The organism is Flavobacterium pasteuri, from assembly GCF_048286615.1.
Taxonomy (GTDB): Bacteria; Bacteroidota; Bacteroidia; order Flavobacteriales; family Flavobacteriaceae; genus Flavobacterium.
The window spans coordinates 160,700-185,236 of record NZ_JBLVPN010000006.1; the positions used below are offsets into that span (position 1 = coordinate 160,700).

The following is a 24,537-nucleotide window of genomic DNA, read 5'->3' on the forward strand; positions in this document are numbered from 1 at the left end:
TTTGTATTGAAAAGAATTATACGATAAATGATATCCATCACTGAAAAAACATTACAAGATTTACAATTTCCAACTGTTCTCGAAACCATTTCTACAATTTGTAATACAGACATCGGAAAACAAAAAGCATTAGAAATTACCCCTTTTAAAGACAAGGAAACATTGATGCAAGCATTAATGCAAACCTCAGAATATGTTTCGTCTTTCCAAAATAACAATGCCATTCCCAATCATGGTTTTGATGCTATCACGCATGAAATAAAGTTTCTGGCCATTGAAGACAGTTTCTTAGAAGTGGGCAGTTTTAGAAAAATTGCCACCATTTCTTCAACGGTTAATTTCTTGTTGAGTTTTTTGAGAAAATTCGAAGATTATTATCCAAATATAAACGCAAGAGCAAGCCAAGTCGAACTAACCAAAGAAATCATTACGATGGTGGATGAAGTAGTCGATAAATATGGTGAAATTAAAGACAATGCCTCACCGGATTTATTGAACATCCGACGTAGCATGAATGCTGTTCGCGGAAAAGTCAATCAAAGTTTTGGAACTGCATTGACGCACTACAATTCGCTGGGATATTTGGATGATATTAAAGAAAGTTTTGTGCAAAACAGGCGAGTTTTAGCAGTTTTAGCTATGTATCGCCGTAAAGTCAAAGGATCTATTTTAGGCAGTTCAAAGACAGGAAGTATCGCCTATATCGAACCCGAAGCTACTTTACAATATTCCCGTGAATTGAGTAATCTTGAATACGAAGAGAAAGAAGAAATCACCCGAATTTTAAAACAGTTATCTAATTATATTCGCCCATATTTACCGCTTTTAATTAAATACCAGGATTTTCTTAGTGACATTGATGTGATTGCTGCGAAAGCAAAATATGCAAATAAAATCAATGGAATTTTGCCAACAATTACAGAGGAACGCCGCCTTTATTTTAGAGAGGCCTACCATCCTATTTTGTACTTGAACAACAAACAGAAAAACGAAATTACGCATCCACAAACCATTGAATTGGGTCAGGAAAACAGAATAATTGTGATTTCGGGACCAAATGCCGGCGGGAAAACTATTTCGTTAAAAACCGTTGGACTACTGCAATTAATGCTGCAATCCGGAATGTTGATTCCGGTACACGAACGCAGTGAAACGTTTTTATTTGATAGAATTTTAACAGATATTGGTGACAATCAATCTATTGAAAACCATCTAAGTACATACAGTTACCGATTAAAAAACATGAACTATTTTCTAAAGAAGTGCAATAGAAAAACCATGTTCCTTATTGATGAATTTGGTACAGGTTCTGATCCAGAATTAGGAGGCGCTTTAGCCGAAATTTTCTTGGAGGAGTTCTACCATCGAGAAGCGTTCGGGATTATTACAACGCATTATTCAAATCTAAAAATTCTGGCTAACGAATTACCTTTTGCCACCAATGCGAACATGCTCTTTGATGAAAAATCATTGGAACCTATGTACAAATTGGCTTTAGGTCAAGCCGGAAGTTCCTTTACGTTTGAAGTGGCTTTGAAAAACGGAATTCCTTTCAGCTTAATCAATCGAGCGAAAAAGAAAATTGAAGTTGGAAAAGTACGTTTTGATAAAACGATTGCAACACTTCAGAAAGAACGTTCTAAAATGGAGAAAACTTCGCAAACGCTTAAAGAAGAAGAAACCAAAGCGCGTGAAGAAGGTAAGAAAATGGAAACCATTAATGTAAAAATCAAACAAAAACTGGAAAGCTATCAAGAATTGTATGACAGTAACCAAAAAACGATTTACATTGGACAAAAAATTGAAGACATTTCAGAAAAATATTTTAATAATAAAAACAAGAAAGAACTCCTTGGTGAATTTTTGAAAATCATTGAAATTGAAAATTCAAAGCGTAAGAAAGCCACAACCAAAGAGTCGAAAGCGCTAATTGAAAAGAAAAAAGAAGTCATTCAAGAAGTTACGGTGCAGGTTGAAGAGATCCGAAAAGAAAAGAAAGAGAAGAAATTGAAAGTAGTGATTGAAAAACCAAAACCAGTTCTAAAAGTAGGTGATCGCGTGCGAATGTTTGACGGAAAAGCGGTGGGAACGATTGATTCTATTGAAAAAAATAAAGCAACCGTAAACTATGGTGTATTTACTTCAAAAGTAAGTCTGGAAGCGCTGGAATTTGTGGAAGCCGGGAAAAAGTAAACTAAAGTCATTGCGAGGAACGAAGCAATCGCACTAACAGGAAGCAAGTTGAGCAACCTAATACGATGGCGCCCGTTTCTCAAAATGACATAACAAAACAAGAAAATGCTCAATATTCCTAAAGACAAAAAAATAATTCTCTTTGACGGCGTTTGCAATCTATGTGATTCGGCGGTGCAAACGATTATTAAGCATGATAAAAAAGATATTTTCCGGTTTGTAGCTTTGCAATCTGATTTAGGTCAAAAAATCATCAAACACTTGGGAATTGATACTAAAAAAACAGATAGTATTATTCTGTATCAGCCTGGTTTTGCTTACTATTATAAATCCCAAGCTGCTTTAGAAATTGCTAAACATTTGGGAGGAATATTTTATTTTGCTTCACTATTTTCAATATTACCCACTTCATTCAGTAACCATATTTATGATTATATCGCTAAGAACCGGTACAGATGGTTTGGAAAAAAGGAAACTTGCCTGATTCCCACAAAGGAGCTACAAGCCAAATTTTTAGATTAAACACCCAATCATGATAATTATCATACCTTTTATTTTGCAAGAATAATATATTTGGACAATCTAAAATTTAATTAATCATGAAAGACACTACACTTTTTTCTTGGGATAACGGAACTTTTATAATGGTTGTCGTATTTGGTTTAGTAATCATTGGACTGGTTGCCGCAGTTTTAATTATGATGAATTCCGACAGAAAAAAATAACAGCATAAAAAAGAGGATGCCTTTATGGACATCCTCTTTCTGTTATAAACTATAATTAGAAAAATTAACTTCTAATTAATTTTCTGTATTTCAATCGTTTTGGAGTTAAATCACCACCTAAACGTTTCTTTTTGTTTTCTTCATACTCAGAGAAACCACCTTCAAAACAGTACACTTCAGAGTTTCCTTCAAAAGCTAGAATATGTGTACAAATTCTGTCTAAGAACCATCTGTCGTGAGAAATAACTACCGCACAACCTGCAAAACTCTCCAAACCTTCTTCTAATGCACGAAGTGTATTGATATCCAAATCATTCGTAGGCTCATCCAGCAAAAGTACGTTTCCTTCTTCTTTCAAAGTCATTGCTAGGTGCAAACGGTTACGTTCTCCACCGGAAAGCATAGAAACTTTCTTGTTTTGTTCTCCACCACCAAAATTAAATCGTGACAAATAAGCTCTTGAATTTACTTGTTTTCCGCCCATCATAATCAATTCCTGACCATCAGCAAAGTTTTCCCAAATTGATTTGTCTGGATTTATATTAGAATGCGCTTGATCTACATAAGCGATTTTTACAGTATCTCCTATTGAGAACTCACCTGAATCTGGCTTTTCTTCACCCATTATCATCTTGAAAATGGTTGATTTACCAGCCCCGTTGGGTCCGATAATCCCAACAATTCCTGCTTGTGGCAACGTGAAATTTAAATTATCATACAGTAATTTATCACCAAATGCTTTAGCAACATTTTTAGCTTCAATTACATTCGTTCCTAAACGTGGACCATTTGGAATATAAATTTCTAGATTTTCATCCAATTGTTTTTGGTCTTCATTCAATAATTTATCGTAGTTCTGCAAACGCGCTTTTTGTTTCGTTTGACGCCCTTTGGCTCCTTGACGAACCCAGTCCAACTCGCGTTCTAAGTTTTTTCTGCGTTTCGAAGCTACTTTTTCTTCTAATGCCATACGGCTTGATTTTTGGTCTAACCAAGAAGAATAATTCCCTTTCCAAGGAATACCTTCACCTCTGTCTAATTCCAAAATCCAACCGGCAACATTATCCAAGAAATATCTATCGTGCGTTACTGCAATTACAGTTCCTGCATATTGTGCTAAATGTTGTTCTAACCAAAGTACACTTTCTGCATCCAAGTGATTCGTAGGTTCATCCAAAAGCAAAACATCAGGTTGTTGCAACAACAAACGACATAAAGCTACACGGCGACGCTCACCCCCAGATAAATTCTTTATTGGCGTGTCACCTTCCGGAGTACGCAACGCATCCATGGCAATTTCAAGTTTGGTATCGATTTCCCATGCACCCAATGCATCAATTTTATCTTGCAAAAGCGCTTGACGATCCATCAATTGCTCCATTTTATCTGCATTCTCATAGACTTCTGGCAAACCAAAACTATCATTGATTTTATTAAATTCATCAAGAACTGCCATCGTTTCAGCAACTCCTTCTCTTACAATTTCAATAACCGTTTTACTATCATCTAAAATAGGTTCCTGTTCTAAATAACCTACCGTATAACCAGGTGCAAAAACGACATCACCTTGATAGTTTTTATCAACACCGGCAATAATTTTTAATAAGGAAGATTTTCCAGAACCATTTAAACCTAAAATACCAATCTTAGCTCCGTAAAAGAAACTCAAATAGATGTTTTTAAGTACTGGTTTATCTGCTCCTTGATACGTTTTACTCAATTTTGACATTGAGAATATCACTTTTTTATCGTCTGCCATCTCTATTTTTTAATTTAAATTATATTATCTATTTGGTCTTAAGTCTAAAATCTATATTAAAAATTACTACTAAAGTCTGCCTTTAAGCGAACTAAACACCCAAGCATTAGCCAAAAAGCCAACACCTACAGCTGCAAATCCCCAGCCTGCTACATCATCATATCTAAAAGCGCCTAATGCGATAAGCAATAAACCCATTACAATCATTATCAAAGTAGCCCAACCTAAAATAGTGTTTTTATTCATTCCCATAATTGTGGTATTTATTTTAAATAACCCGATTCCAAAGTGTCGGAACAGGAGTGCAAATATCGGAAATTTTTGTCCTTTAATTAAATATTTTATAAAGCATTTCTCGTAACAAATCAGATTGAGACATTGCATTAGCACCAACACCTTTACTTTTTACATCAATATCTCTTAAAGCGCCAACAATTTGACTTACTTTTTTCATCGGATAGTTTTTCAAAGCCACATCATATTCTTTTAAAAAAAATGGATTTACGCCTAATACAGCTGATACATTTTTTGGATTTCTGTCCTTCAAACCGTGGTATTTCAATAATTGGATAAAAAATCCAAAAACTAAACTTGTAGTAACCACCATTGGATTGTCTTTTGGATTCTGAGCAAAATTTTCAGCAATTGTATAGGCTTTTAATTGGTTGCGTTCGCCAAGAGCTTTTCGCAATTCAAATACATTAAAATCCTTACTGAACCCTATATTTTCCTCGATATGTTTGGGAGTTATAGTGCTTCCAACCGGAAGAATAATTTGTAATTTTTCGAGTTCGTTGTTTATTTTACTCAAATCTGTCCCAAGAAATTCTACCAACATAGCATTTGCTTTAGGCTCAATCGAATATTTTTTACCGGATAAAACGCGCTTAATCCACTCTCCTACCTGGTTTTCATATAGTTTCTTACTTTCATAAACGATACCGTTTTTGGCTAACAGTTTGGTTACTTTTTTACGTTTATCAAGCGTTTTGTATTTATAACAAAAAACTAAAACTGTTGTTGCCATTGGGTTTTCAGCGTAACTTTCCAGTTTATCTATGGTCCTGATTAAATCTTGGGCTTCTTTAACAATGACCACTTGACGTTCCGCCATCATTGGATAGCGTTTTGCAGTCGAAATGATATCTTCTATAGAAACATCTCTTCCGTATAAAATGGTTTGATTGAAGCCTTTTTCTTCTTCGGATAAGACTTTTTCTTCAATATAATCTGAAAGTTTGTCAATATAATATGGTTCTTCGCCCATCAAAAAATAGATTGGTTTGATGTTCCCGCTTTTTATATCATTTACAATTTTTATGACCTCGTCCATTCCTTTTTGTTTAAAGTTTGAAGTTTAAAGTTTGTTGCTTCGAATGAAACTTTTAAACCCTAAATTTTAAACTTATTTAATACTTTTGCTTTATGCAAAAACTAAATTTTCAGCTTTATAATTTTCGTTTCAAAAATAGCGAAAATAAAGTCTCCATTTTTGATGAAATCAGGAAAAAATTTATCATTCTTACACCCGAAGAATGGGTTCGTCAGCATGTAGTCCATTTTTTATTGGAAGAAAAAAAATACCCAAAATCATTGATTAATGTAGAGAAAGTTTTAAAAGTCAATGGCTTGCGCAAAAGATACGATGTAGTGGTTTTCAATTCTGATGGTTCTATTTTCATTTTAATTGAATGCAAAGCACCTGAAGTAAAAATTGCACAAGCGACTTTTGATCAAATCGCCCGTTATAACATGACTATGAATGCACAATTTTTGATGGTAACCAATGGATTGAATCATTACTTTTGTCAAATGGATTTTGAAAATGAAAAATATCAATTCCTCCCTGAATTGCCAATGTATAAAATTGTTTAATCAAATAATCTAAATGAAAATAGCTGTTGTCATCCTGAATTGGAATGGAATTTTATTGTTAGAAAAATTTTTGCCTTCAGTGCTGAAATATTCTCCGGAAGCCACGGTGTATGTTGCTGATAATGCTTCTACAGATGATTCTGTTTCCTATTTGAAAGCTTTTTTTCCTTCGGTTAAGATTGTAAAAAACGATACTAATTTAGGATTTGCAGATGGATACAATCAAGCTTTAAAACATATTGAGGCTGATATATATGCCTTGTTAAACTCGGATATTGAGGTGACCGAAAATTGGTTACAACCTATTCTTAAAACTTTCGAGAATGAGCCAAAAACCGCTATAATTCAGCCTAAAATATTGGATTTTAAAAATAAGGAATACTTTGAATATGCTGGTGCTGCCGGTGGTTTTATAGATCAATATGGATATCCGTATTGTCGCGGTCGTATTTTTGACACTTTAGAAAAAGACAACGGACAATACGATGACAATTGCGAAATATTTTGGGCAACCGGAGCTTGTTTTTTTATTAGAAGCGTCGTTTATAAAGAATTAATGGGTTTTGATGATGTTTTTTTTGCACACCAAGAAGAAATTGATTTGTGTTGGCGCGTCTTTAATAAAGGATATAAAATAAAATACATTTCAGAATCAGTTGTTTATCATGTAGGAGGAGCAACTTTACAGCAGGGAAACCCAAAGAAAACGTTTTTAAATTTTAGAAACTCCTTATTGATGTTGACAAAAAACCTTCCTAAAAATAAATTATATTCGATTATTTTGAGCAGAATGGTTCTGGATGGTATTGCTGGAATACAATTTCTTATGAAAGGAAAATTCAATCATTTTATTGCCATTTTAAAAGCACATTTTTCTTTTTACAAACTTTTTTTAGATCATTATAAAAAAAGAACTAAATTTCAAAAGCAAAAATACTACAACACAAAAAGCATCGTTTACATCTATTTTATTAAGAAAATCGTCGTTTTTAACGATTTATTTAGAACAAAACAAATATAAAAAAGTAAATTTGTCTTTAACATTTAATTAAATTAATACCATTTATGAAAAAAATAGTAATTGCCTTATCTGTATTAGCGCTATTGACTTCATGTGTTTCTAAAAAGAAATACACTGATTTAGAAGCTAGAAATAAAGAAACTCAAGACTTATTAAATACTGCAACAGTAAAATTAAATGCTTGTTTAGAAGAAAAAGCAGGGCTTTCTGCTACTGCATCGCTATTAAAAGAGCAAAACCAAGGATTAATAAGTACTTCTAAAGACATGACGATCTTGTCTACAAAAGGAGCTGAAAACATTGAAAAAGCTTTAGAATCTATCAAAGAGAAAGATTTAAAAATCAGCAGAATGCAAGATGCTTTGACTAAGAAAGACAGTGTAACACTTGCTGTAGTTACTAGTTTGAAAAGCGCTGTAGGAATCTCTGATCCAGATATCGAAATAAATGTTGAAAAAGGAGTTGTATTTATATCTATTGCTGACAAATTGTTGTTTAAAACAGGAAGTTACGATGTAACTGACAAAGCAAAAGGTGTTTTAGCTAAAGTGGCTAAAGTAGTAAATGACAAACCAGATTTTGAATGTATGGTTGAAGGTCATACTGATAATGTTCCTTACAATGGCTCAGGTATTTTATTAGACAACTGGGATTTAAGTGTAAAACGTTCTACTTCTATCATTCGTGTATTAACAACTCAATTAGGTGTTAAACCAGAACAATTGATTGCAGCAGGAAGAAGCTCATATATTCCTTTAGTAGCAAATGATTCCGCTGAAAACAGAGCTCGTAACAGAAGAACTCGTATTGTTGTTTTACCTAAAATCGATCAATTTTATGAAATGATTGAAAAAGAGATGAAAAAACAAAGACCATAATTTCAGATTATATTTGAAATAAAAAACGTCCCGAATATCGGGACGTTTTTTTATGGTTTTTACGGAACACTAATCCCGACTCTTCAGGACTGAATACTAATTAAAGAATGTCCAAACTTCCTTTACCTTCTCTCACTACAATAGGTTCATCTCCTGATAAATCAATAATTGTTGACCCCATATTATCACCATAGCCGCCATCAATAACCATATCGACTAGGTTTTGCCATTTCTCAAATATGAGTTCCGGATCAGTCGTATATTCGATAACATCATCTTCATCGTGAATAGAAGTGGAAACAATTGGATTCCCTAACTGCTTCACAATTTCTATAGCTATCGCATTATCAGGAACCCTGATTCCAACAGTAGTTTTCTTTTTGAATTCCTTTGGTAAATTATTATTTCCGGGTAAAATAAACGTGTAAGGTCCTGGCAAAGCTCTTTTTAATAGTTTAAAAGTAGGTGTGTCAATTTGCCTTACATAATCGGATATATTACTCAAATCGTGACAGATAAAGGAAAAATTAGCTTTATCCAGCTTTATTCCTTTAATCTTTGCGATACGTTCCAAAGCTTTGGTATTAGTAATATCACAACCCAAACCATAAACGGTATCCGTTGGATAAATTACTAATCCTCCATCTTTTAAAACCTTAACTACTTTGGCAATTGCCGCTTCATTAGGTTTATCTTCGTATATTTTTATAAATTGAGCCATCAGATTTAAGATTTTTGATTAATGATTTCTGATTTAAAACTTCAGTCATCTGATTTTATATTTAGTCAAACTGCCTCTGAACACTGAAGAACTGACCACTTGGTACTATCCAATAATATCCAGTTTCGCAAAGCGTAACAATAATTTCTTTATACCACCAACCTCAAATTTGATTTCGGCTTTTTTATCTGCTCCCACTCCTTCCAGGTTTAAAACTTCGCCTTTACCAAAACGTTCGTGCATTACAATATTTCCGGCAACTAATTTATTATCAAACAAATTTGCACTACCGCTTGAAGTTGCAGTATTGGATACAGGTTTCAATTTACGAATATTTATATCCGATTTGGGTTCACTATCATTACTATATTTGACTGGTGGAGTTCCGTTGGCTGGTTTTGCCAGACGCAATTTGGATTTATCTACATCTCCAAAAATATCACTGTCAATCATTGGTTTATACCTATAATTTGATTCAGCCGGAGTTAGATATTCTAAATACTGTGCATCAATTTCCTCAACAAATCGAGATGGTTCACTATCAGTTAATTTCCCCCAACGATAACGAGATTGTGCATACGTCAAATACGCCTGATGCTCCGCACGAGTCAAAGCCACATAGAACAAACGACGTTCTTCTTCGAGTTCACTTCTTGTACTCATACTCATTGCACTCGGGAACAAATCTTCTTCCATTCCTACTACAAAAACATGAGGAAATTCCAATCCTTTTGCCAAGTGAATTGTCATCAAAGCCACACGATCTTCATCGCTGGTATCTTTGTCTAAATCTGTTGCCAAAGCCACATCTTCCATAAACTCAGACAAGGCGCCACGAGCACCATCGATTTCTTTTTGCCCTTCGGTGAAATCTTTGATACCGTTTAATAATTCCTCTATATTCTGGATTTTGGCCATTCCTTCCGGAGTAGCATCTTTCTTTAATTCTTGAACCAATCCTGTTTTTTTGGCAACGTGATCGGTGATATAAAACGCATCTTGATTTTGATCAATAACCTGAAAACTCTGAATCATCGTTACAAAATCCTGTAGCTTTTGCTTGGTTCCCGAATTCAGTTTCAAGTCAATTTTATCAATATTCTGCATCACTTCCCAGATGGAACGTTTGTAGTGATTGGCGGCAATCGTAAGCTTTTCAACAGTTGTATCTCCAATTCCTCGAGCCGGATAATTGATTACGCGAACCAAAGCTTCTTCATCTTTTGGATTGATAACCAACCGCAAGTAACACAATACATCCTTGATTTCTTTCCTTTGATAGAAAGACAAACCACCATAAATTCGATACGGAATATCTCTTTTTCTAAGGGCATCTTCCATCGCACGGGATTGCGCATTGGTACGATACAAAATTGCAAAAGAGCCATTACTAAGCTGGTTTTGCATTTTTTGTTCGAAAATAGTACTGGCTACAAAACGCCCTTCTTCGGCATCAGTCATGCTGCGGTGCACTTTTATTTTTGGACCAAAATCATTGGCAGTCCAAACTATTTTATCCAGCTTTACTTTATTCTTATCAATAATAGTATTTGCGGCTTCTACTATATTTTTTGTCGAACGGTAATTTTGTTCCAATCTAAAGGTTTTCACACCTTCATAATCTTTCTGAAAATTCAAAATGTTGTTGATATTCGCACCACGAAACGCATAAATACTTTGTGCATCATCACCCACCACACAAATATTCTGAAATTTATCTGATAAAGCACGAACAATTAAATATTGAGAGTGGTTCGTATCTTGGTACTCATCGACCAATATATAACGAAAACGGTTTTGATATTTAGCCAAAACTTCTGGAAAACGAGTCAATAATTCATTAGTTTTCAACAATAAATCATCAAAATCCATTGCGCCTGATTTGAAGCATTTATCAACATAATTTTGATAAATTTCTCCTAATCTTGGCTTTTTAGCCATTGCATCCGCTTCTTGTAATTCAGGATTGTTGAAATAGGCTTTAACGGTAATCAAGCTATTTTTATAACTGGAAATTCTGCTTAAAACCTGTTTTGGTTTATACACATCTCTGTCCAATTGCATTTCTTTGATAATCCCAGAAATACAACGCAATGAATCTTGGGAATCATAAATCGTAAAATTCGAAGGATATCCCAAATGATCTGCTTCGGAACGTAAAATCCTGGCAAAAACCGAGTGAAATGTTCCCATCCAAAGATTTTTGGCCTCACTTGCTCCAACAATTTGAGAGATTCGGGTTTTCATTTCCCGTGCCGCTTTATTGGTAAACGTAAGCGATAAAATATTGAAGGCATCAACACCCTGATTCATCAAATAAGCAATTCTAATAGTCAACACACGCGTTTTCCCGGAGCCCGCACCAGCAATTATAATCATTGGCCCGTCTTTTTGAAGAACAGGTTCACGTTGGGCTTCGTTGAGTTGATCGATATATTTATGCATGGAGAAATTTAAATTTATTATGCAAAAATAAGAATTTAAGATTTAGAAAACAGGTTTAAATTACAATCATAATGAGTTCTGATTTAACCAAAAATTCACTTGCTATAAAGTCATTAGCAAAGTTGCTAATCTTTAAAAAACACATCGTACGCAAAACGGATTAAAGTCCCGACTACCACTACCAAAAAGAAAATCCGGATAAAACTATTTCCTTTATTGATGGCCAGTTTGGCGCCAATCCAACCTCCCAAAGCATTACTGGCAGCCATTGGAATAGCAATTGCCCAAATGATTTTACCTTTTAAAATAAAAAGACAAATGGAACCAAAATTAGTCGACAAATTCACCATTTTAGCATTTGCGGAAGCATGTAAAAAATCGAATCCCATAATGGCTATAAAAGCAACTACCAAAAAACTTCCGGTTCCCGGTCCGATAAATCCATCATATAATCCAACTATGAAACTGATTCCAATAGCATTCCAAATTTGGGTTCTCGAAGAATGATTCTTTTCAATATGTTGCCCAAAATTTTTCTTGGCGTAGGTATAAATCACTAAAAAAGAAAGAACAACCAGCAATAATGGTTTCATGAAATCATTGCTCACATACGTCAATAAAGTAGAGCCTAAAAATGCCGAAGGAAATGCCAAAAGCATCATAATAGCTAGCAATTTCCAGTTCATATCTACTTTTTTAAGATACTGATATGCTGCAAACGATGTTCCACTAAAAGCAGGAACTTTCAAGGTGCCAATTACAGTTGAAACAGGAAGATTAGGCAATAAAATCAAACCCATGGGAGTTTGTATCAATCCGCCACCACCAACAATTGCGTCAATAAATCCTGCCGCAAAGGCCGCTAAACAAAGTAAAACTAGAATATAAGTTTCCATTACGGTATTCGATTTTAAATAGTGTAGTTACAAGGGACAAAAATAGTATTCGTATTGATGTATTGCTATTAAATAGAAATTGTTTTGTCTTCAAAAAAGTATATTTTTGTTATTTAAATTTTAAATCAAAATGGATTCAACAAAAATCATAGAAATTCTGGCGTACACAATACCCTCACTAATTACCGGTGGAGTTGCTTATTACTTGTTCAACTCTTATTTTAAAGACCAACAAAATACTAGACGTTGGTTATTACAAAAAGAAGCACAAAAAAATGCTTTACCACTGCGTTTACAAGCCTATGAGCGCATGTCATTATACATGGAACGCATTAATCCAACTAAATTATTAATTCGGATTGCTCCAATTTCCAACGATAAAAACGATTACGAAAATCTGATAATTTCACAAATCGAACAAGAATTTGAGCACAATTTAACCCAACAAATTTACATGTCAGATGAATGTTGGACTATCATTGTAACTGCAAAAAATGCTACGATCCAAATGATTCGAAAAGCGAATATGAGTGATCGTGTTGACAATGCCGATAAATTGCGTGAAGTTGTTATAAGTGATTTGATGGGAAAACAATCACCTAGTAATGCAGCATTAGCTTACATCAAAAATGAAGTGGGTCAATTGTGGTAAAACATTCTAAAACAATGAACATAATCAAATTCACTAATTTCAATATGAATAATCGTTTGAAATTAGTGAATTTATGTTTTAAATCCCTGTTGATTCTGACTTATTCTTTCAACAACCGGTTCAATTGAAACTGTTCGGCTTGATTTAAATCTGGAACTATTCTTTCCAAAGAAACTCTCATTTCCGAATTTTTTAATAATTTTCTAATGTTATCTCTTCCAAATTTCGAGAATTGCCACATGTGATGCGTGGTTGCGTTGACCAAATTCTCCAAAACAACATCATTTATTATTTTGAAAGAAAGTAATTTATCCAAAGCATTTTGTCTTGTATTCGCTTCGTAATTGATTGACGAATACTGTATTAATTCGTTTATGAGGGCACCTTTTTCTTCAGCATAATTGGGTGTTGACAAAGCGAGTGTGAGCCATAATGTCCTTAAATTATAATCATTGAAACCTATCCAGGTTTTTGATTTATCCAAATACTGAATGCGTTGCACCGGAAAATTATGCCATAAATTATACAGCGCAATTTCTTGTGTTTGATATGATTTATCCTGTAATAAAGTTTCATATTGCGTTCTGAAACTCTCCGGAATTTCATTCAATGATGCAGCAACCGATTGGCGCAATTGCATATTTTTAGTTTCTAAAGCTAAAATAAAAAAACTCTTTTTATCTTCCCAATTTTCATTTTTCAATTGATTCAGAATCGCTTCTTTTACCGAAAAACAAACGTCAGATTGCATTGTTTTTTTTAGAAAATCTCTTTTCTCTGACAACGGTTTGTTTTTTAACTTATCAACTTCAAACAGTATCTGAATCGCTTTATTTTTAAGCAATAAACTATTGGCTTGTTGTGTATTGAAAACGGTATTTTCAAGCCATACTTTACTAAAATTATCCAAATCATATCTTGATACTTTTTTGATTTCAGCAAAGAAATCTGGTGTATTCACACTCTTAAAAGCATGCTTTTTCAAATAGTTTGATACCGCATTTTTAAAGGCCTTATCTCCTATTTCTTTTTGTAAAACAAAAAGTGCCCAAGCTCCTTTTTGATAAAAAGTCAATGTACTGGCTTTGGCATTCAAAACAGGAATGGTGTCCGTTCGGGAAGCAAATTTCAATTGTTGCGCCGACTCATATAATTTGGAATAGAAATAATCTTCACCATAGATTTCCTTTTCGGCCAGCAACGCGTAATAGGTTGCGAAACCTTCCTGTAACCAATGGTGTTTTCCACTTTCGGCAGTGACTAAATTCCCAAACCATTGATGTGCTAATTCATGTGCATTAACATTCGTGTAACTTCTATCCTCAAAACCTGTAGAATCGACCACATAACGCGTGTTGAAAAGTGTTGCTGATGCATTTTCCATTCCGGCATACAAGAAATCTCTGACAGGCGCTTGTTTATAAATTTCCCAAGGATACTTTACTCCTATTTCCTTTTCTAAAAAATCAAACATTATTTTAGAATCACGATAGGTTGGTTCAAATTTAGTTGCGTCTTTTGGTTCCAAATACATTTCTAAAGGAATTCCCGAATTTGATTGCTGTATTTGTTTTTCAAATTTCCCGATGGCAAGCATGAGTAAATAAGAACTCATTGGTTTTTGCATGTTGAATCTCCAATAGGTCATTGAATCATTATTAACCTTACTTTTTAAAATTCCGTTAGAAATTACTTGGTATTTTGAATCAACTACTATTTCCAAACTAAAAATCATTTTCTCATTGACATCATCAAAACTTGGCAGCCAATTGCTAGTGTTTTTTCCTTGTCCTTGCGTCCATATTTGCACATTATCTTTTTCTTCAGAACCAACAAAATACAAGGCTTGCTTTGGTTTGGCAACATAATTAAAACTAACATTATTTTTTCCTTTTTTGAAATGTGAAATCAATAGAATTTGCTTTCCATTTGTAATAAATTGAATTTTTTTTTGATTTAATTCTGCATCAGAAAAATCCATATTTTGCCCGTCAATTTTAATAGTATCTGTTTCTTTTAAAACATTAAACCAATAGCTGACTGCACCGCTAACAGATTTAGCCTTAGAATTAATTGTTATCTGTCCACCAACCGATTTAAAATCGACAGATTTACTTTGTTGCGCAAAAGTGATGGCAGATATTAAGAGAAAAAGGTATTTCATGAATTTCAAAGGTTAAAACTGAGATTTCCAAAGTTACAAAGGTTTCCCAAACTAATCCGACTAATTTTGTAAGTTTACCTCCAGAAAATTACAAGAAAATAACATTGAAAAAGAAAGCCTTATTTAATTGGAGCAGTGGAAAAGATTCTGCGCTGGCCTTATATAAAACCCTACAAAATCCAGAAATTGAAATTGCCTGTTTACTCACCAGTGTAAACCAACAGTATCAACGTATTTCGATGCACGGCGTACGAGTAGAATTATTGCAACAACAGGCCGAAAGTATTGGATTGCCACTTGAAATCATGCGAATTCCTGAAATGCCCACGATGGAAGTCTACGAAAATGTGATGCGCGAAACATTGGCTAAACTAAAAAAACAAGGTGTGACGCATTCCATTTTTGGGGATATTTTTCTGGAAGATCTGCGTAAATACCGTGAAGATAAATTAGCCGAAATAGGTTTTGAAGGCATTTTTCCGCTTTGGAAGATCCCAACTCACGAACTAATTCAAGAATTCATAGATTTAGGATTCAAAACGATTGTAGTTTGTGTAAATGAACGATTTTTAGATAAAAGCTTTGTTGGTCGCGTTATCGACCAAGATTTCATCAAAGATCTACCTGAAAATGTTGATGTTTGTGGTGAAAACGGCGAATTTCACACCTTCACATTTGATGGTCCTGTTTTCTCGAATCCAATTAATTTTGAAATTGGTGAAATCGTGTACCGAAAATACGAAAAACCGGAAAAAGAAGATTCCTCAGATACCGCTTGCGATACGAGTGCTTCTGATGCATTTGATTTTGGATTTTGGTATTGTGATTTGGTTGCAAAATAATTTAAATACAAAACTCCGAAATCATAAGACAACGGAGTTTCATTTTTATAGAATCTTAAAGAAATTACTAATCTAAACTTGGCACAGAAAAAGTATCCAAAACACTTTTTTCATTCATAAGGGCTTCCATTTCATTTGATTTCCTTGGTGCTTCCGCAGATAAGTTTACGGGTCCATTTGTAGTAATCAAAATATCATCTTCAATTCGCACCGCAATTCCCCACCATTTTTTATCACAATCACTACCTATAGGAATGTAAATTCCCGGCTCAACAGTAACGACCATATCGGCTTCAAAAGCATTATATAAACCCGGATCGTGAACATCTAACCCAATATGATGCGAAGTTCCGTGCGGAAAATATTTTCGGGATTCTTGTTCCGTTTTTACAATTCCTAGTTTTACTAAACCGGCGCTGATTATTTTACGTGCCGCAACATCAGGTGCATTGAAACTATTTCCAATTTTAGCAGCAGTAATTCCCGCTTCTTGAGCATCATATACTAAATCATAAATCAGCTTTTGCTCAGTAGAAAATTTTCCGTTAGCAGGAATCGTTCGGGTTACATCAGCAGTATAGCCATGATATTCAGCACCTAAATCCATTAAAACCAATTCATTTTCGACTTTCATTTTGCTATTTTCAATATAATGCAACACACAACCATTGTTTCCAGCGCCTACGATTGATGGATAACCTTCAAACTCGCTGCCGTACTTTTTATAAACAAATTCGTGAATTCCTTGTATTTCCGTTTCAGACATTCCTGGATGCATCGCTTTCATAATTTCGCGTTGTCCCATTGCCGAAATTCGAACGGCTTTTGTCAGCAAAACCAACTCTTCTTTTGATTTTTTCTCACGTAAACTCGCCATATACGTCAAAATCGATTTTGTATTCATCGTAGCTTTTTTTGAAGTGATACTTTTTTTTGCATTAATTTCATTTTGCACATTCGAATCCATTTGAGATTTCACTTTTTCGTTGTAGCCTATTTGGGATTTAAACGCTCCAATTAACTTGTATAAATCCGCTTTTTCATTTTTCGAATTTCGAGTGTCTTCTTCAAATTCCTTAAAGAAAACAGTGTCAAAACTGACATAATCAATCCCCGAATTTAAAAACGCTGCTCCATTGAAAGCATTTTCAAAACCCAACTCTTTTTTGGCACCTTCCGTTCCTAAACGCACTCCTGTCCATTGCTCCGCTCTTGGATTTTTTTCCTGAACGTACAACAATTCATTGAATGACTTTCCATCTTTATTGGTTTGATTGTTCGAAAAAATTACCAGAACTGAATTCGGCTCTTTATATCCTGTTAAATAATAAAAATCAGGATCTTGATGGTAGATAAAATCCACATCATTGGCTCGGTTCCGAATGGGATTACCAAAAAATACCGCTACACTGTTCTCAGGCATTTTAGCACGCAAAGCTTCTCTACGCTCTTTATGGAATTGAGCCGATAAATAATCGTTTGGATTTCCGTTTTGTGCTATTGCTGCACAAACAAAAAGAACTGTAAAAACAAAAGAAAGTTTTAAATTCATAGCATTAAAATATTAGAGTTTTGCAAAATAAAGCGAAGTTTTGGATGAATGAATTAATAGGTAAATATAATTTTTTTGTGCGTACCAATTACTATTTTTATTGAAAGTACCTTTCTTTTATTCGTTTAAAAATAGAAAAAGAGCACCAAAAGTTTTTCAACTTCTGAGTACTCTTTAGCAAAAGTGCTTCATCATTCTAAAATTAACCAAAACTAAATTTTATGAAAAATGTTTTTTAATAAGCACTTATAATTTACTTTTTATACTTTAATCCTGGACCATCGCAATAACTCCAAGTGCTGGACAAGGAATTATTGTCCGTTAAATACAATCCTTCTTTTTGATTTCCGTAACAGCTTCCTATAATTTCGCTATCATTGGGATATGTTAATTCAAAAAATATTTCGTCTGATTGATTGGTAGTCGTGTAGGTTCCGGAAAGTGTTGTTGTTACCCCATTTCTTTCTCTGGATTTTGTAAAAGTTCCGTTGGTGTTGAACAAATAATATTCTTGCCATTCCATTGCTGCACCTGTAGTTCCAGAATTTTGAAAAGAACCAGTCATCGCGACCAAAGTCCATTTTCCGTAAAAATCCGTAGTAACAATTGCTTCAGCTTCATCCTTTGAACAGGAGCTAAAAATAGCAAGGAAAGCAACAAGAATGATTTGTTTTTTCATGTATCAGATTTTACAGATATTCTTTAGATACTACTTCCTATAAAAGGTTGCGTCAAAATTATAATTATTTTTTTCTAAAGTTAAAAAAGTTAAAATTGATTTTGAAACATCTTTGTTTTGACTCTAAAAAAATACCGCTAATTCGCAAATTTCAAATGGATGATAACATTTAAAAATTAGCGAATTAGCGGTTAAACCAGACTTAAAGTCTTATTACCTTTCCTCGTAGAGTTTTAGCAATTGCGTCACCGTATTCCAATTGCGGATTGTTGCAATAACATTCAGTTTTTTCTCGATGTATTTTTGGTCGAATCGGGTTTTTCCGGCGCCAACAGCGTATTTTATAAAAATTCTGCTCGCATCAATACTCGCTTCGTCCGGTTTGAATTGGCTAATTTTCAAATCATTCATACTTGTACTTTGCAAGGTGGTAGAAATAAAAGCCACATACAACTTCTTAGTATCAGTATCTTTTTCCTTCAAAAAAGGATTGTTCTTAAAACATGCTTCCAAGTCTTCTTTAGCAATTACCACAACAGGTACTTCATGACCAAAAGCCTTGAAGATTTCTTGATTTATTTTGAAGCCAACAGCAGCAGGACTTTCTTCCTCCGTATCCACAAAAACATTTCCAGATTGAATGTAGGTTTGCACGTTTTGAAAACCAATGGCTTCCAAAGTCGTTTTTAGCGCCTCCATTTTTATCATGTTGTGACCGGAAACATTGATGCCACGAAGCAGTGCGAGATGAGTTGTCATGATTTAATTCTTTTTTGCAAATGTATTATCTATTTAGCATAAATAATAGGAACAGCAACTCAATATTCAATCATTGCCTTTTAAAGTAATAATTGTATAAATTAAACTCTTATTTAAATTGAATTGGAATCCATACTTCCTCCTCAGAATTGGGATTGTTTTTTTGATATTTTTCACCAAGAATTTCAAAATGCGGACGATCTGCCAATTCGTAAATAGAATTTGGCAACCAACTTCTAAAAATCGATTCAAAAAAAGCGGGTGCAGTTGCTCCGTCTCCTTTGTATACAAATACAGCATACAAGCCAGTTGGAATAATTAATGTGTCCATTTCGGCAGGAACATCCTCTAAAACACTTACCTCGACCGCTGCCCATTTCTGAAAAGTGTTATCTGCATTAAAAGCATTCCAATACGAGTTCCCAAATACCTGAATGGATAGATAATCAGCACCTACTCTATTTTTTATTTTATTACGTCTTGGCATAAAACGTTTCCAAACTTCTAGCGCTTGATAATCAGTATAAGACATGTTTTGGTTCAGACCAATACATTTTTTTTCAGTGAGTGTAGTTATTGTTGGATTCATCTATTAAGCGATTTATTTGTAGGTAACATCAAGAAAGCATTTGTATCTCATACTATTATTTAAAGCAAAAATAACTAACCTCAATGACAACAAAAGAACATTGTCTTCTTTTGTAGTTTTTTTGATCTTGTATTTTATATTTATCGAAATAAGGTTGGTTCTTTTAGGTATTTTTTCTTTTCTGATCGACTGAATTCAAGAGTTAATTGCTCTTCCGTGCAAAGTGCCTCATAATCATTGGTCGACACTATTTGTGCGACACCATTTTCAGTAACAAAATAGGGAGCTAAATAGGTATATTTAGAACGGTAATTTTGAAAAAATTGCTTGGATGCAGTATTAATTTCTTTGTCGGACCAATAAAAAACAAAAAAATCTGCTCGATAAACACCTGGATTAAACTCTTCTATAACTCCTAACTCAGTTTGAGGATAGACGGTTTGACCTAATTTTACAAATATTAGATTTTTTTTAAATCCATTGTATATCGCTATTGTTCCATCTGAATGTTCCACAGTGATAGAATTTCTTTTGCTAGTAAACGACATGTCTAAAGAGGAATTTTGGTATTGATTATCAATTTTAACGACAATTCCTTTTCTCATACTACAAATTGTATCAGGCGTTGTAGAATTGACTACATACGACTTCCAATTTTTAGGTTTTTCTTGTCCAAGATATTTTTCACCTAAATTAGATGCTTCAACTATTTTATGTCTCTTCCCTTTCTTGAAAGGTAAAACGTAATGAAATAAGCTGTCAACTTTTGGATTAGGCTTGCCAAATATTACATAATATTGTAATGCATAACCAATTGATTGTTTGTCGTTTGATGGTTTAAGTGTGAGTAAATTTCCTGAATAGCTATCGATAATTGTTTTATAATTAGAAACGTTACTATTGGTAACATTTGAAAAATTTAAATAGACAAAATAACTACCAGGGTCTTCCTTTTTATAACTCAATACGACACTATTATCCGTATTAAGAGTTCTTTCGATAGTTATTTGTGGCGATTGAGCAATAGCGCTGGAATTGATTCCTACTATAATTATGAATAGCAATAAACAAAGAATTTTATATTTCATTTTAATTGGGGTAGTTTATTTTTTTCAAATATACAATTTTTCCTACTGCATTTCCAAGCCTTCCCATTTCCAAATTTCCAAACAAAAAACTATCTTCGCTCCATCAAATTAAAAATCCGTTTTAATCTGCGTTTTTGCCATCTCGAGCGAAGTCGAGAGAAACAAATCCGTTTCATCCGTGTCCAAAAAAAACTAAATGAGCAACCTCCTACTCACTCCCATTGAATACCTCAAAGGCGTTGGACCCAATCGGGGCGAATTGCTGCGTAAGGAATTGGGAATTTATAAGTACGTGGATTTGGTTAATTTTTTTCCAAACAGATACATTGACAGAACGCGGTATTACAAGATTAACGAACTGCTAAACAACATTGCCGAAGTTCAGATTATCGGTAAAATAATCAACATAAAAACCGTTGAATTTGGCAGAAACCAAAAACGATTAGTCGCTACTTTTGTGGATGATACAGGTCAAATGGAACTCGTTTGGTTTCAAGGCCACAAATGGATTCGGGAGAGTTTGAAGCTGAATGAAATCTGTGTGATTTTCGGAAAATGCACGTCTTTTGGGAATGCGTTCAATATGGCGCATCCGGAAATCGAACTGATGAGCGAACACGAACAAAGTCTGCGTTCGGCGATGCAACCCGTTTATCCTTCGACAGAAACCTTGACCAATCGTGGGATTTCAAACCGAGTAATTAATAAACTGATGCAACAATTGTTTCTGGAAACGCAAGCATTGTTTACGGAAACCTTACCGGATTATTTAATCCACGAATTGAAGCTGATTCCTAAAAAAGCAGCTTTATTCAACATTCATTTTCCAAAAAGCGCAGACGTTTTGGCGAAAGCCAAATTCCGATTAATATTCGAAGAATTGTTCTTTATTCAACTGCAGCTAATCACGAAAAACCTGATTAGGAAGCATAAAATAAAAGGGCATCCGTTTGCGACTGTGGGCGAATATTTCAATGATTTTTATCAGAATCATTTGCCTTTTCAATTGACCAATGCCCAAAAAAGAGTTATCAAAGAAATACGAACCGACATGGGCAGCAATGCCCAAATGAACCGTTTGCTGCAAGGCGATGTAGGTTCCGGGAAAACCATTGTGGCTTTTATGAGCATGCTTTTGGCACTTGATAATGGTTTTCAAGCGTGCTTGATGGCGCCCACGGAAATTTTGGCGAATCAGCATTTTGTTGGTTTATCCGAATTAGCAGAAACGTTAAATATAAATATCAGAATCCTAACAGGTTCCACCAAAATAGCACAACGAAGAATTATCCATGAAGAATTGGAAAACGGTACGTTACACATTCTCATCGGAACGCATGCTTTACTGGAAGACAAAGTAAAATTCAAGAATCTAGGACTCGCAGTAATTGATGAGCAACACCGTTTTGGAGTAGAACAACGCTCTAAATTGTGGAAGAAAAATGTAATTCCACCACACGTTTTGGTGATGACCGCCACGCCTATTCCACGAACTTTGGCGATGAGTTTGTATGGCGATTTAGATATTTCGGTAATTGATGAACTGCCTCCGGGACGAAAACCGATTCAGACCGTACACCGTTTTGACAGCAACAGATTGAAGGTTTGGAAATTCCTTCGGGACGAAATCGCTTTGGGTCGTCAGATCTATATAGTTTATCCGTTGATTCAGGAATCAGAGAAAATGGATTTCAAGGATTTGATGGACGGTTACGAAAGTATTTCCAGAGATTTTCCGTTGCCGCAATATTCAATTTCCATTCTGCATGGAAAGATGAAACCGGCAGATAAAGATGCTGAAATGAAACGCTTTTCAGAAGGAAAAACCAATATTATGGTCGCCACAACCGTAATTGAAGTTGGCGTGAATGTTCCTAACGCCAGTGTGATGATTATCGAAAGTGCGGAACGTTTTGGATTATCGCAACTGCATCAGCTTCGCGGTCGCGTGGGTCGTGGTGCGGAACAAAGTTATTGCATCCTGATGACGAGCCATAAATTGAGTTCTGACAGTAAAACCCGAATGGAAACAATGGTGCAAACGAACGATGGTTTCGAAATTGCCGAAGTCGACTTGAAACTTCGTGGTCCGGGAGATTTAATGGGAACCCAACAAAGTGGCGTACTTAATCTTCAAATTGCCGATTTGGTTCGAGACAGAGATACTTTGGCATTAGCCAGAAATTATGCTTTAAAATTACTTAAGGAAGATGCGGGAATGCAAAAACCGGAGCATACTGCTTTGAGAGCTATTTTTATCGAAATGACCAAAAAGAAAAATATATGGAATTATATTAGTTAATTCAATACGTGATGTGCATTTTTTATCTGTTTAAAATTACGCTACTAAATTTATTTTCTTAAAAAAGGGTTCTTTTTTCAATTCTTGATTAAACCATTTTCATTTTTAGCAGTCTCTATTAATTAGAGGTTGTTATTGCTTGCATTCATTTGTAAATCTTGTGTTTTCTAAATGTTAATATTTGTATGTACAAACGTTAAATAAAAATTAACAAGATCATAATTGCCATTTCTAAAACCTAAATTTGTTTTTATCTACAATTACTGAAACCTAATCCTACATTACTCTATACCTATGAAAATCAAATACCTAGTTTATGCCTTGTTGACCATTGGAATCATTGGATTTATTGGCTACCGAATCACAGAAAACAAAAATAAAAATGCCGACTCGAAAGACCAAAAAGGAAAAGGCAAGTCCATAAGCGTTAATGGAATTGTGGCAACACCACAAACTTTTGACAATAATTTATCCCTTTCTGGTTCAATTGAAGCCAATGAACAAGTAGAAATTCGTAGTGAAGTTTCTGGAATTGTGGAGGTAATTTATTTTCAGGAAGGAAGCAATGTGAGCAAAGGTCAGGTACTTTTTAAAGTAAATGATTTAGAGTTAAGAGCGCAATTGAGACAAACGTCAACCAGAGAAGGACTGGCTTCAGAGAACGAAAGAAGAGCTAAATTGTTATTACAAAAAGAAGCCATCAGTCAGGAAGAATATGATTTGGCCAGAGCCGATTTAAAATCTGCACAAGCGCAAAGTCAGTTGATCAAAGCACAAATTGCAAAAACATCGGTTAGAGCCCCATTCTCAGGAAGAATCGGATTGCGTTCTATTTCGCCAGGAACCTACATTACACCTACAGTTTTGGTGGCTAAATTAGTAAATACAGGAAAATTAAAAATTACTTTTTCAATCCCTGAAAAATACGCCAGTCAAGTAAAAACGAATACCTATATCACCTTTACCGTTTCGGGTTCTACTGAAAAATATACTGCAAGAGTATATGCTATTGAACCAGAAGTTGCCGTAGCGACCAGAACATTACAAGTTCGTGCGATTGCCGAAAATAAAAACGGAAAATTATTACCGGGAACATTTGCTGATGTCGAATTGCCTTTGGACATCATAAAAGATGCCATCGTTGTACCTACAGAAGCTATTATTCCGGTGCAAAATGGTAAAAAAGTTTTCATCTCCAGCAATGGTCAAGCCAAAGAAGTGATGATAGAAACTGCCACAAGAACGGATGCTTCTATTTTAGTGCTTTCTGGTTTGAAAGCGGGTGATACCATTATTACCAGTGGTGTTATGTCTCTAAAAAATGAAACTCCGGTGACCGTTAAAATTAAATAGATTGAGATATTAGATTCCTTCAGAGCCATCTACAATCTAAAATC

General features: G+C 34.5%; 22 protein-coding genes. 10 read left to right on the top strand and 12 right to left on the bottom strand.

Features of this window, described 5'->3' with window-relative positions:
* Positions 1-27: 27 nt before the first annotated feature.
* From ACNQF6_RS10765 to ACNQF6_RS10775, 3 genes are all read left to right on the top strand, one after another.
* A complete protein-coding gene (locus ACNQF6_RS10765; RefSeq protein ID WP_417965748.1) occupies positions 28-2,193 on the top strand; it encodes an endonuclease MutS2 in 2,166 nt (721 codons plus the stop codon).
* Positions 2,194-2,298: 105 nt separating this feature from the next.
* The gene (locus ACNQF6_RS10770; RefSeq protein WP_417965750.1) at positions 2,299-2,715 is read left to right on the top strand and encodes a thiol-disulfide oxidoreductase DCC family protein; all 417 of its coding nucleotides are present in this window, start codon (positions 2,299-2,301) and stop codon (positions 2,713-2,715) included.
* A 77-nt stretch (positions 2,716-2,792) separates the two neighbouring features.
* The gene (locus ACNQF6_RS10775; RefSeq protein WP_417965752.1) at positions 2,793-2,918 is read left to right on the top strand and encodes a hypothetical protein; all 126 of its coding nucleotides are present in this window, start codon (positions 2,793-2,795) and stop codon (positions 2,916-2,918) included.
* A gap of 64 nt (positions 2,919-2,982) precedes the next feature.
* Here ACNQF6_RS10775 and ettA read toward each other — a convergent pair whose 3' ends face one another.
* The 3 genes from ettA to holA form a co-directional block, all read right to left on the bottom strand.
* The gene (ettA, locus tag ACNQF6_RS10780) at positions 2,983-4,677 is read right to left on the bottom strand and encodes an energy-dependent translational throttle protein EttA (protein WP_395380189.1); all 1,695 of its coding nucleotides are present in this window, start codon (positions 4,675-4,677) and stop codon (positions 2,983-2,985) included.
* A 69-nt stretch (positions 4,678-4,746) separates the two neighbouring features.
* Positions 4,747-4,929, bottom strand: a complete 183-nt coding sequence (locus tag ACNQF6_RS10785; RefSeq protein ID WP_091169561.1) for a CAL67264 family membrane protein — start codon at positions 4,927-4,929, stop codon at positions 4,747-4,749.
* Between the two features lie 76 nt (positions 4,930-5,005).
* Positions 5,006-6,010: a DNA polymerase III subunit delta gene (gene holA, locus ACNQF6_RS10790; RefSeq protein WP_417965754.1), complete on the bottom strand. Its 1,005-nt coding sequence runs from the start codon at positions 6,008-6,010 to the stop codon at positions 5,006-5,008.
* A gap of 92 nt (positions 6,011-6,102) precedes the next feature.
* Between holA and ACNQF6_RS10795 the strand changes: the two genes are divergently transcribed.
* The 3 genes from ACNQF6_RS10795 to ACNQF6_RS10805 are packed head-to-tail and all read left to right on the top strand — an operon-like array spanning position 6,103 to position 8,451.
* Entirely contained in the window at positions 6,103-6,552 is a 450-nt protein-coding gene (locus tag ACNQF6_RS10795; protein WP_417965756.1) for a type I restriction enzyme HsdR N-terminal domain-containing protein, read from the top strand.
* 13 nt (positions 6,553-6,565) lie between these two features.
* On the top strand, positions 6,566-7,573 hold the full coding sequence (locus tag ACNQF6_RS10800) for a glycosyltransferase family 2 protein (protein WP_417965758.1): 1,008 nt from the start codon (positions 6,566-6,568) through the stop codon (positions 7,571-7,573).
* A 44-nt stretch (positions 7,574-7,617) separates the two neighbouring features.
* Positions 7,618-8,451: an OmpA/MotB family protein gene (locus ACNQF6_RS10805; protein WP_282742808.1), complete on the top strand. Its 834-nt coding sequence runs from the start codon at positions 7,618-7,620 to the stop codon at positions 8,449-8,451.
* Positions 8,452-8,551: 100 nt separating this feature from the next.
* Here the strand turns inward: ACNQF6_RS10805 and ACNQF6_RS10810 are convergent, their stop codons facing one another.
* From ACNQF6_RS10810 to ACNQF6_RS10820, 3 genes are all read right to left on the bottom strand, one after another.
* Complete coding sequence (locus ACNQF6_RS10810) at positions 8,552-9,172, bottom strand: L-threonylcarbamoyladenylate synthase (RefSeq protein ID WP_315163760.1); 621 nt, start codon at positions 9,170-9,172, stop codon at positions 8,552-8,554.
* A 105-nt stretch (positions 9,173-9,277) separates the two neighbouring features.
* Positions 9,278-11,617, bottom strand: a complete 2,340-nt coding sequence (locus tag ACNQF6_RS10815; RefSeq protein WP_417965761.1) for an ATP-dependent helicase — start codon at positions 11,615-11,617, stop codon at positions 9,278-9,280.
* 125 nt (positions 11,618-11,742) lie between these two features.
* The gene (locus tag ACNQF6_RS10820; RefSeq protein WP_417965763.1) at positions 11,743-12,513 is read right to left on the bottom strand and encodes a sulfite exporter TauE/SafE family protein; all 771 of its coding nucleotides are present in this window, start codon (positions 12,511-12,513) and stop codon (positions 11,743-11,745) included.
* A 130-nt stretch (positions 12,514-12,643) separates the two neighbouring features.
* Between ACNQF6_RS10820 and ACNQF6_RS10825 the strand changes: the two genes are divergently transcribed.
* Positions 12,644-13,165, top strand: a complete 522-nt coding sequence (locus ACNQF6_RS10825) for a DUF7935 family protein (protein WP_417965765.1) — start codon at positions 12,644-12,646, stop codon at positions 13,163-13,165.
* Between the two features lie 100 nt (positions 13,166-13,265).
* On the opposite strand, the gene ACNQF6_RS10830 is transcribed toward ACNQF6_RS10825, so the two are convergent.
* Positions 13,266-15,329, bottom strand: a complete 2,064-nt coding sequence (locus tag ACNQF6_RS10830) for a M1 family metallopeptidase (RefSeq protein ID WP_417965767.1) — start codon at positions 15,327-15,329, stop codon at positions 13,266-13,268.
* A gap of 104 nt (positions 15,330-15,433) precedes the next feature.
* Here ACNQF6_RS10830 and ACNQF6_RS10835 point away from each other — a divergent pair, with 104 nt between their 5' ends.
* Entirely contained in the window at positions 15,434-16,171 is a 738-nt protein-coding gene (locus ACNQF6_RS10835) for a Dph6-related ATP pyrophosphatase (protein WP_417965768.1), read from the top strand.
* A gap of 67 nt (positions 16,172-16,238) precedes the next feature.
* Here ACNQF6_RS10835 and ACNQF6_RS10840 read toward each other — a convergent pair whose 3' ends face one another.
* The 5 genes from ACNQF6_RS10840 to ACNQF6_RS10860 form a co-directional block, all read right to left on the bottom strand.
* Positions 16,239-17,723 (bottom strand): aminopeptidase P N-terminal domain-containing protein, encoded by a 1,485-nt coding sequence (locus ACNQF6_RS10840; protein ID WP_417965771.1) that lies wholly within the window; start codon positions 17,721-17,723, stop codon positions 16,239-16,241.
* Positions 17,724-17,976: 253 nt separating this feature from the next.
* Positions 17,977-18,402, bottom strand: coding sequence for a hypothetical protein (locus ACNQF6_RS10845; RefSeq protein WP_417965773.1), 426 nt, complete (start codon positions 18,400-18,402; stop codon positions 17,977-17,979).
* 213 nt (positions 18,403-18,615) lie between these two features.
* The gene (locus ACNQF6_RS10850) at positions 18,616-19,161 is read right to left on the bottom strand and encodes a DUF1697 domain-containing protein (RefSeq protein WP_417965775.1); all 546 of its coding nucleotides are present in this window, start codon (positions 19,159-19,161) and stop codon (positions 18,616-18,618) included.
* Positions 19,162-19,270: 109 nt separating this feature from the next.
* Positions 19,271-19,750: a GyrI-like domain-containing protein gene (locus tag ACNQF6_RS10855; RefSeq protein ID WP_417965777.1), complete on the bottom strand. Its 480-nt coding sequence runs from the start codon at positions 19,748-19,750 to the stop codon at positions 19,271-19,273.
* A gap of 140 nt (positions 19,751-19,890) precedes the next feature.
* Positions 19,891-20,838, bottom strand: coding sequence for a hypothetical protein (locus ACNQF6_RS10860; protein ID WP_417965779.1), 948 nt, complete (start codon positions 20,836-20,838; stop codon positions 19,891-19,893).
* A 196-nt stretch (positions 20,839-21,034) separates the two neighbouring features.
* Here ACNQF6_RS10860 and recG point away from each other — a divergent pair, with 196 nt between their 5' ends.
* Together recG and ACNQF6_RS10870 are read left to right on the top strand one after the other, a co-directional pair.
* Entirely contained in the window at positions 21,035-23,140 is a 2,106-nt protein-coding gene (gene recG, locus ACNQF6_RS10865) for an ATP-dependent DNA helicase RecG (RefSeq protein WP_417965781.1), read from the top strand.
* A 294-nt stretch (positions 23,141-23,434) separates the two neighbouring features.
* A complete protein-coding gene (locus ACNQF6_RS10870) occupies positions 23,435-24,493 on the top strand; it encodes an efflux RND transporter periplasmic adaptor subunit (protein WP_417965783.1) in 1,059 nt (352 codons plus the stop codon).
* Positions 24,494-24,537: the final 44 nt, after the last annotated feature.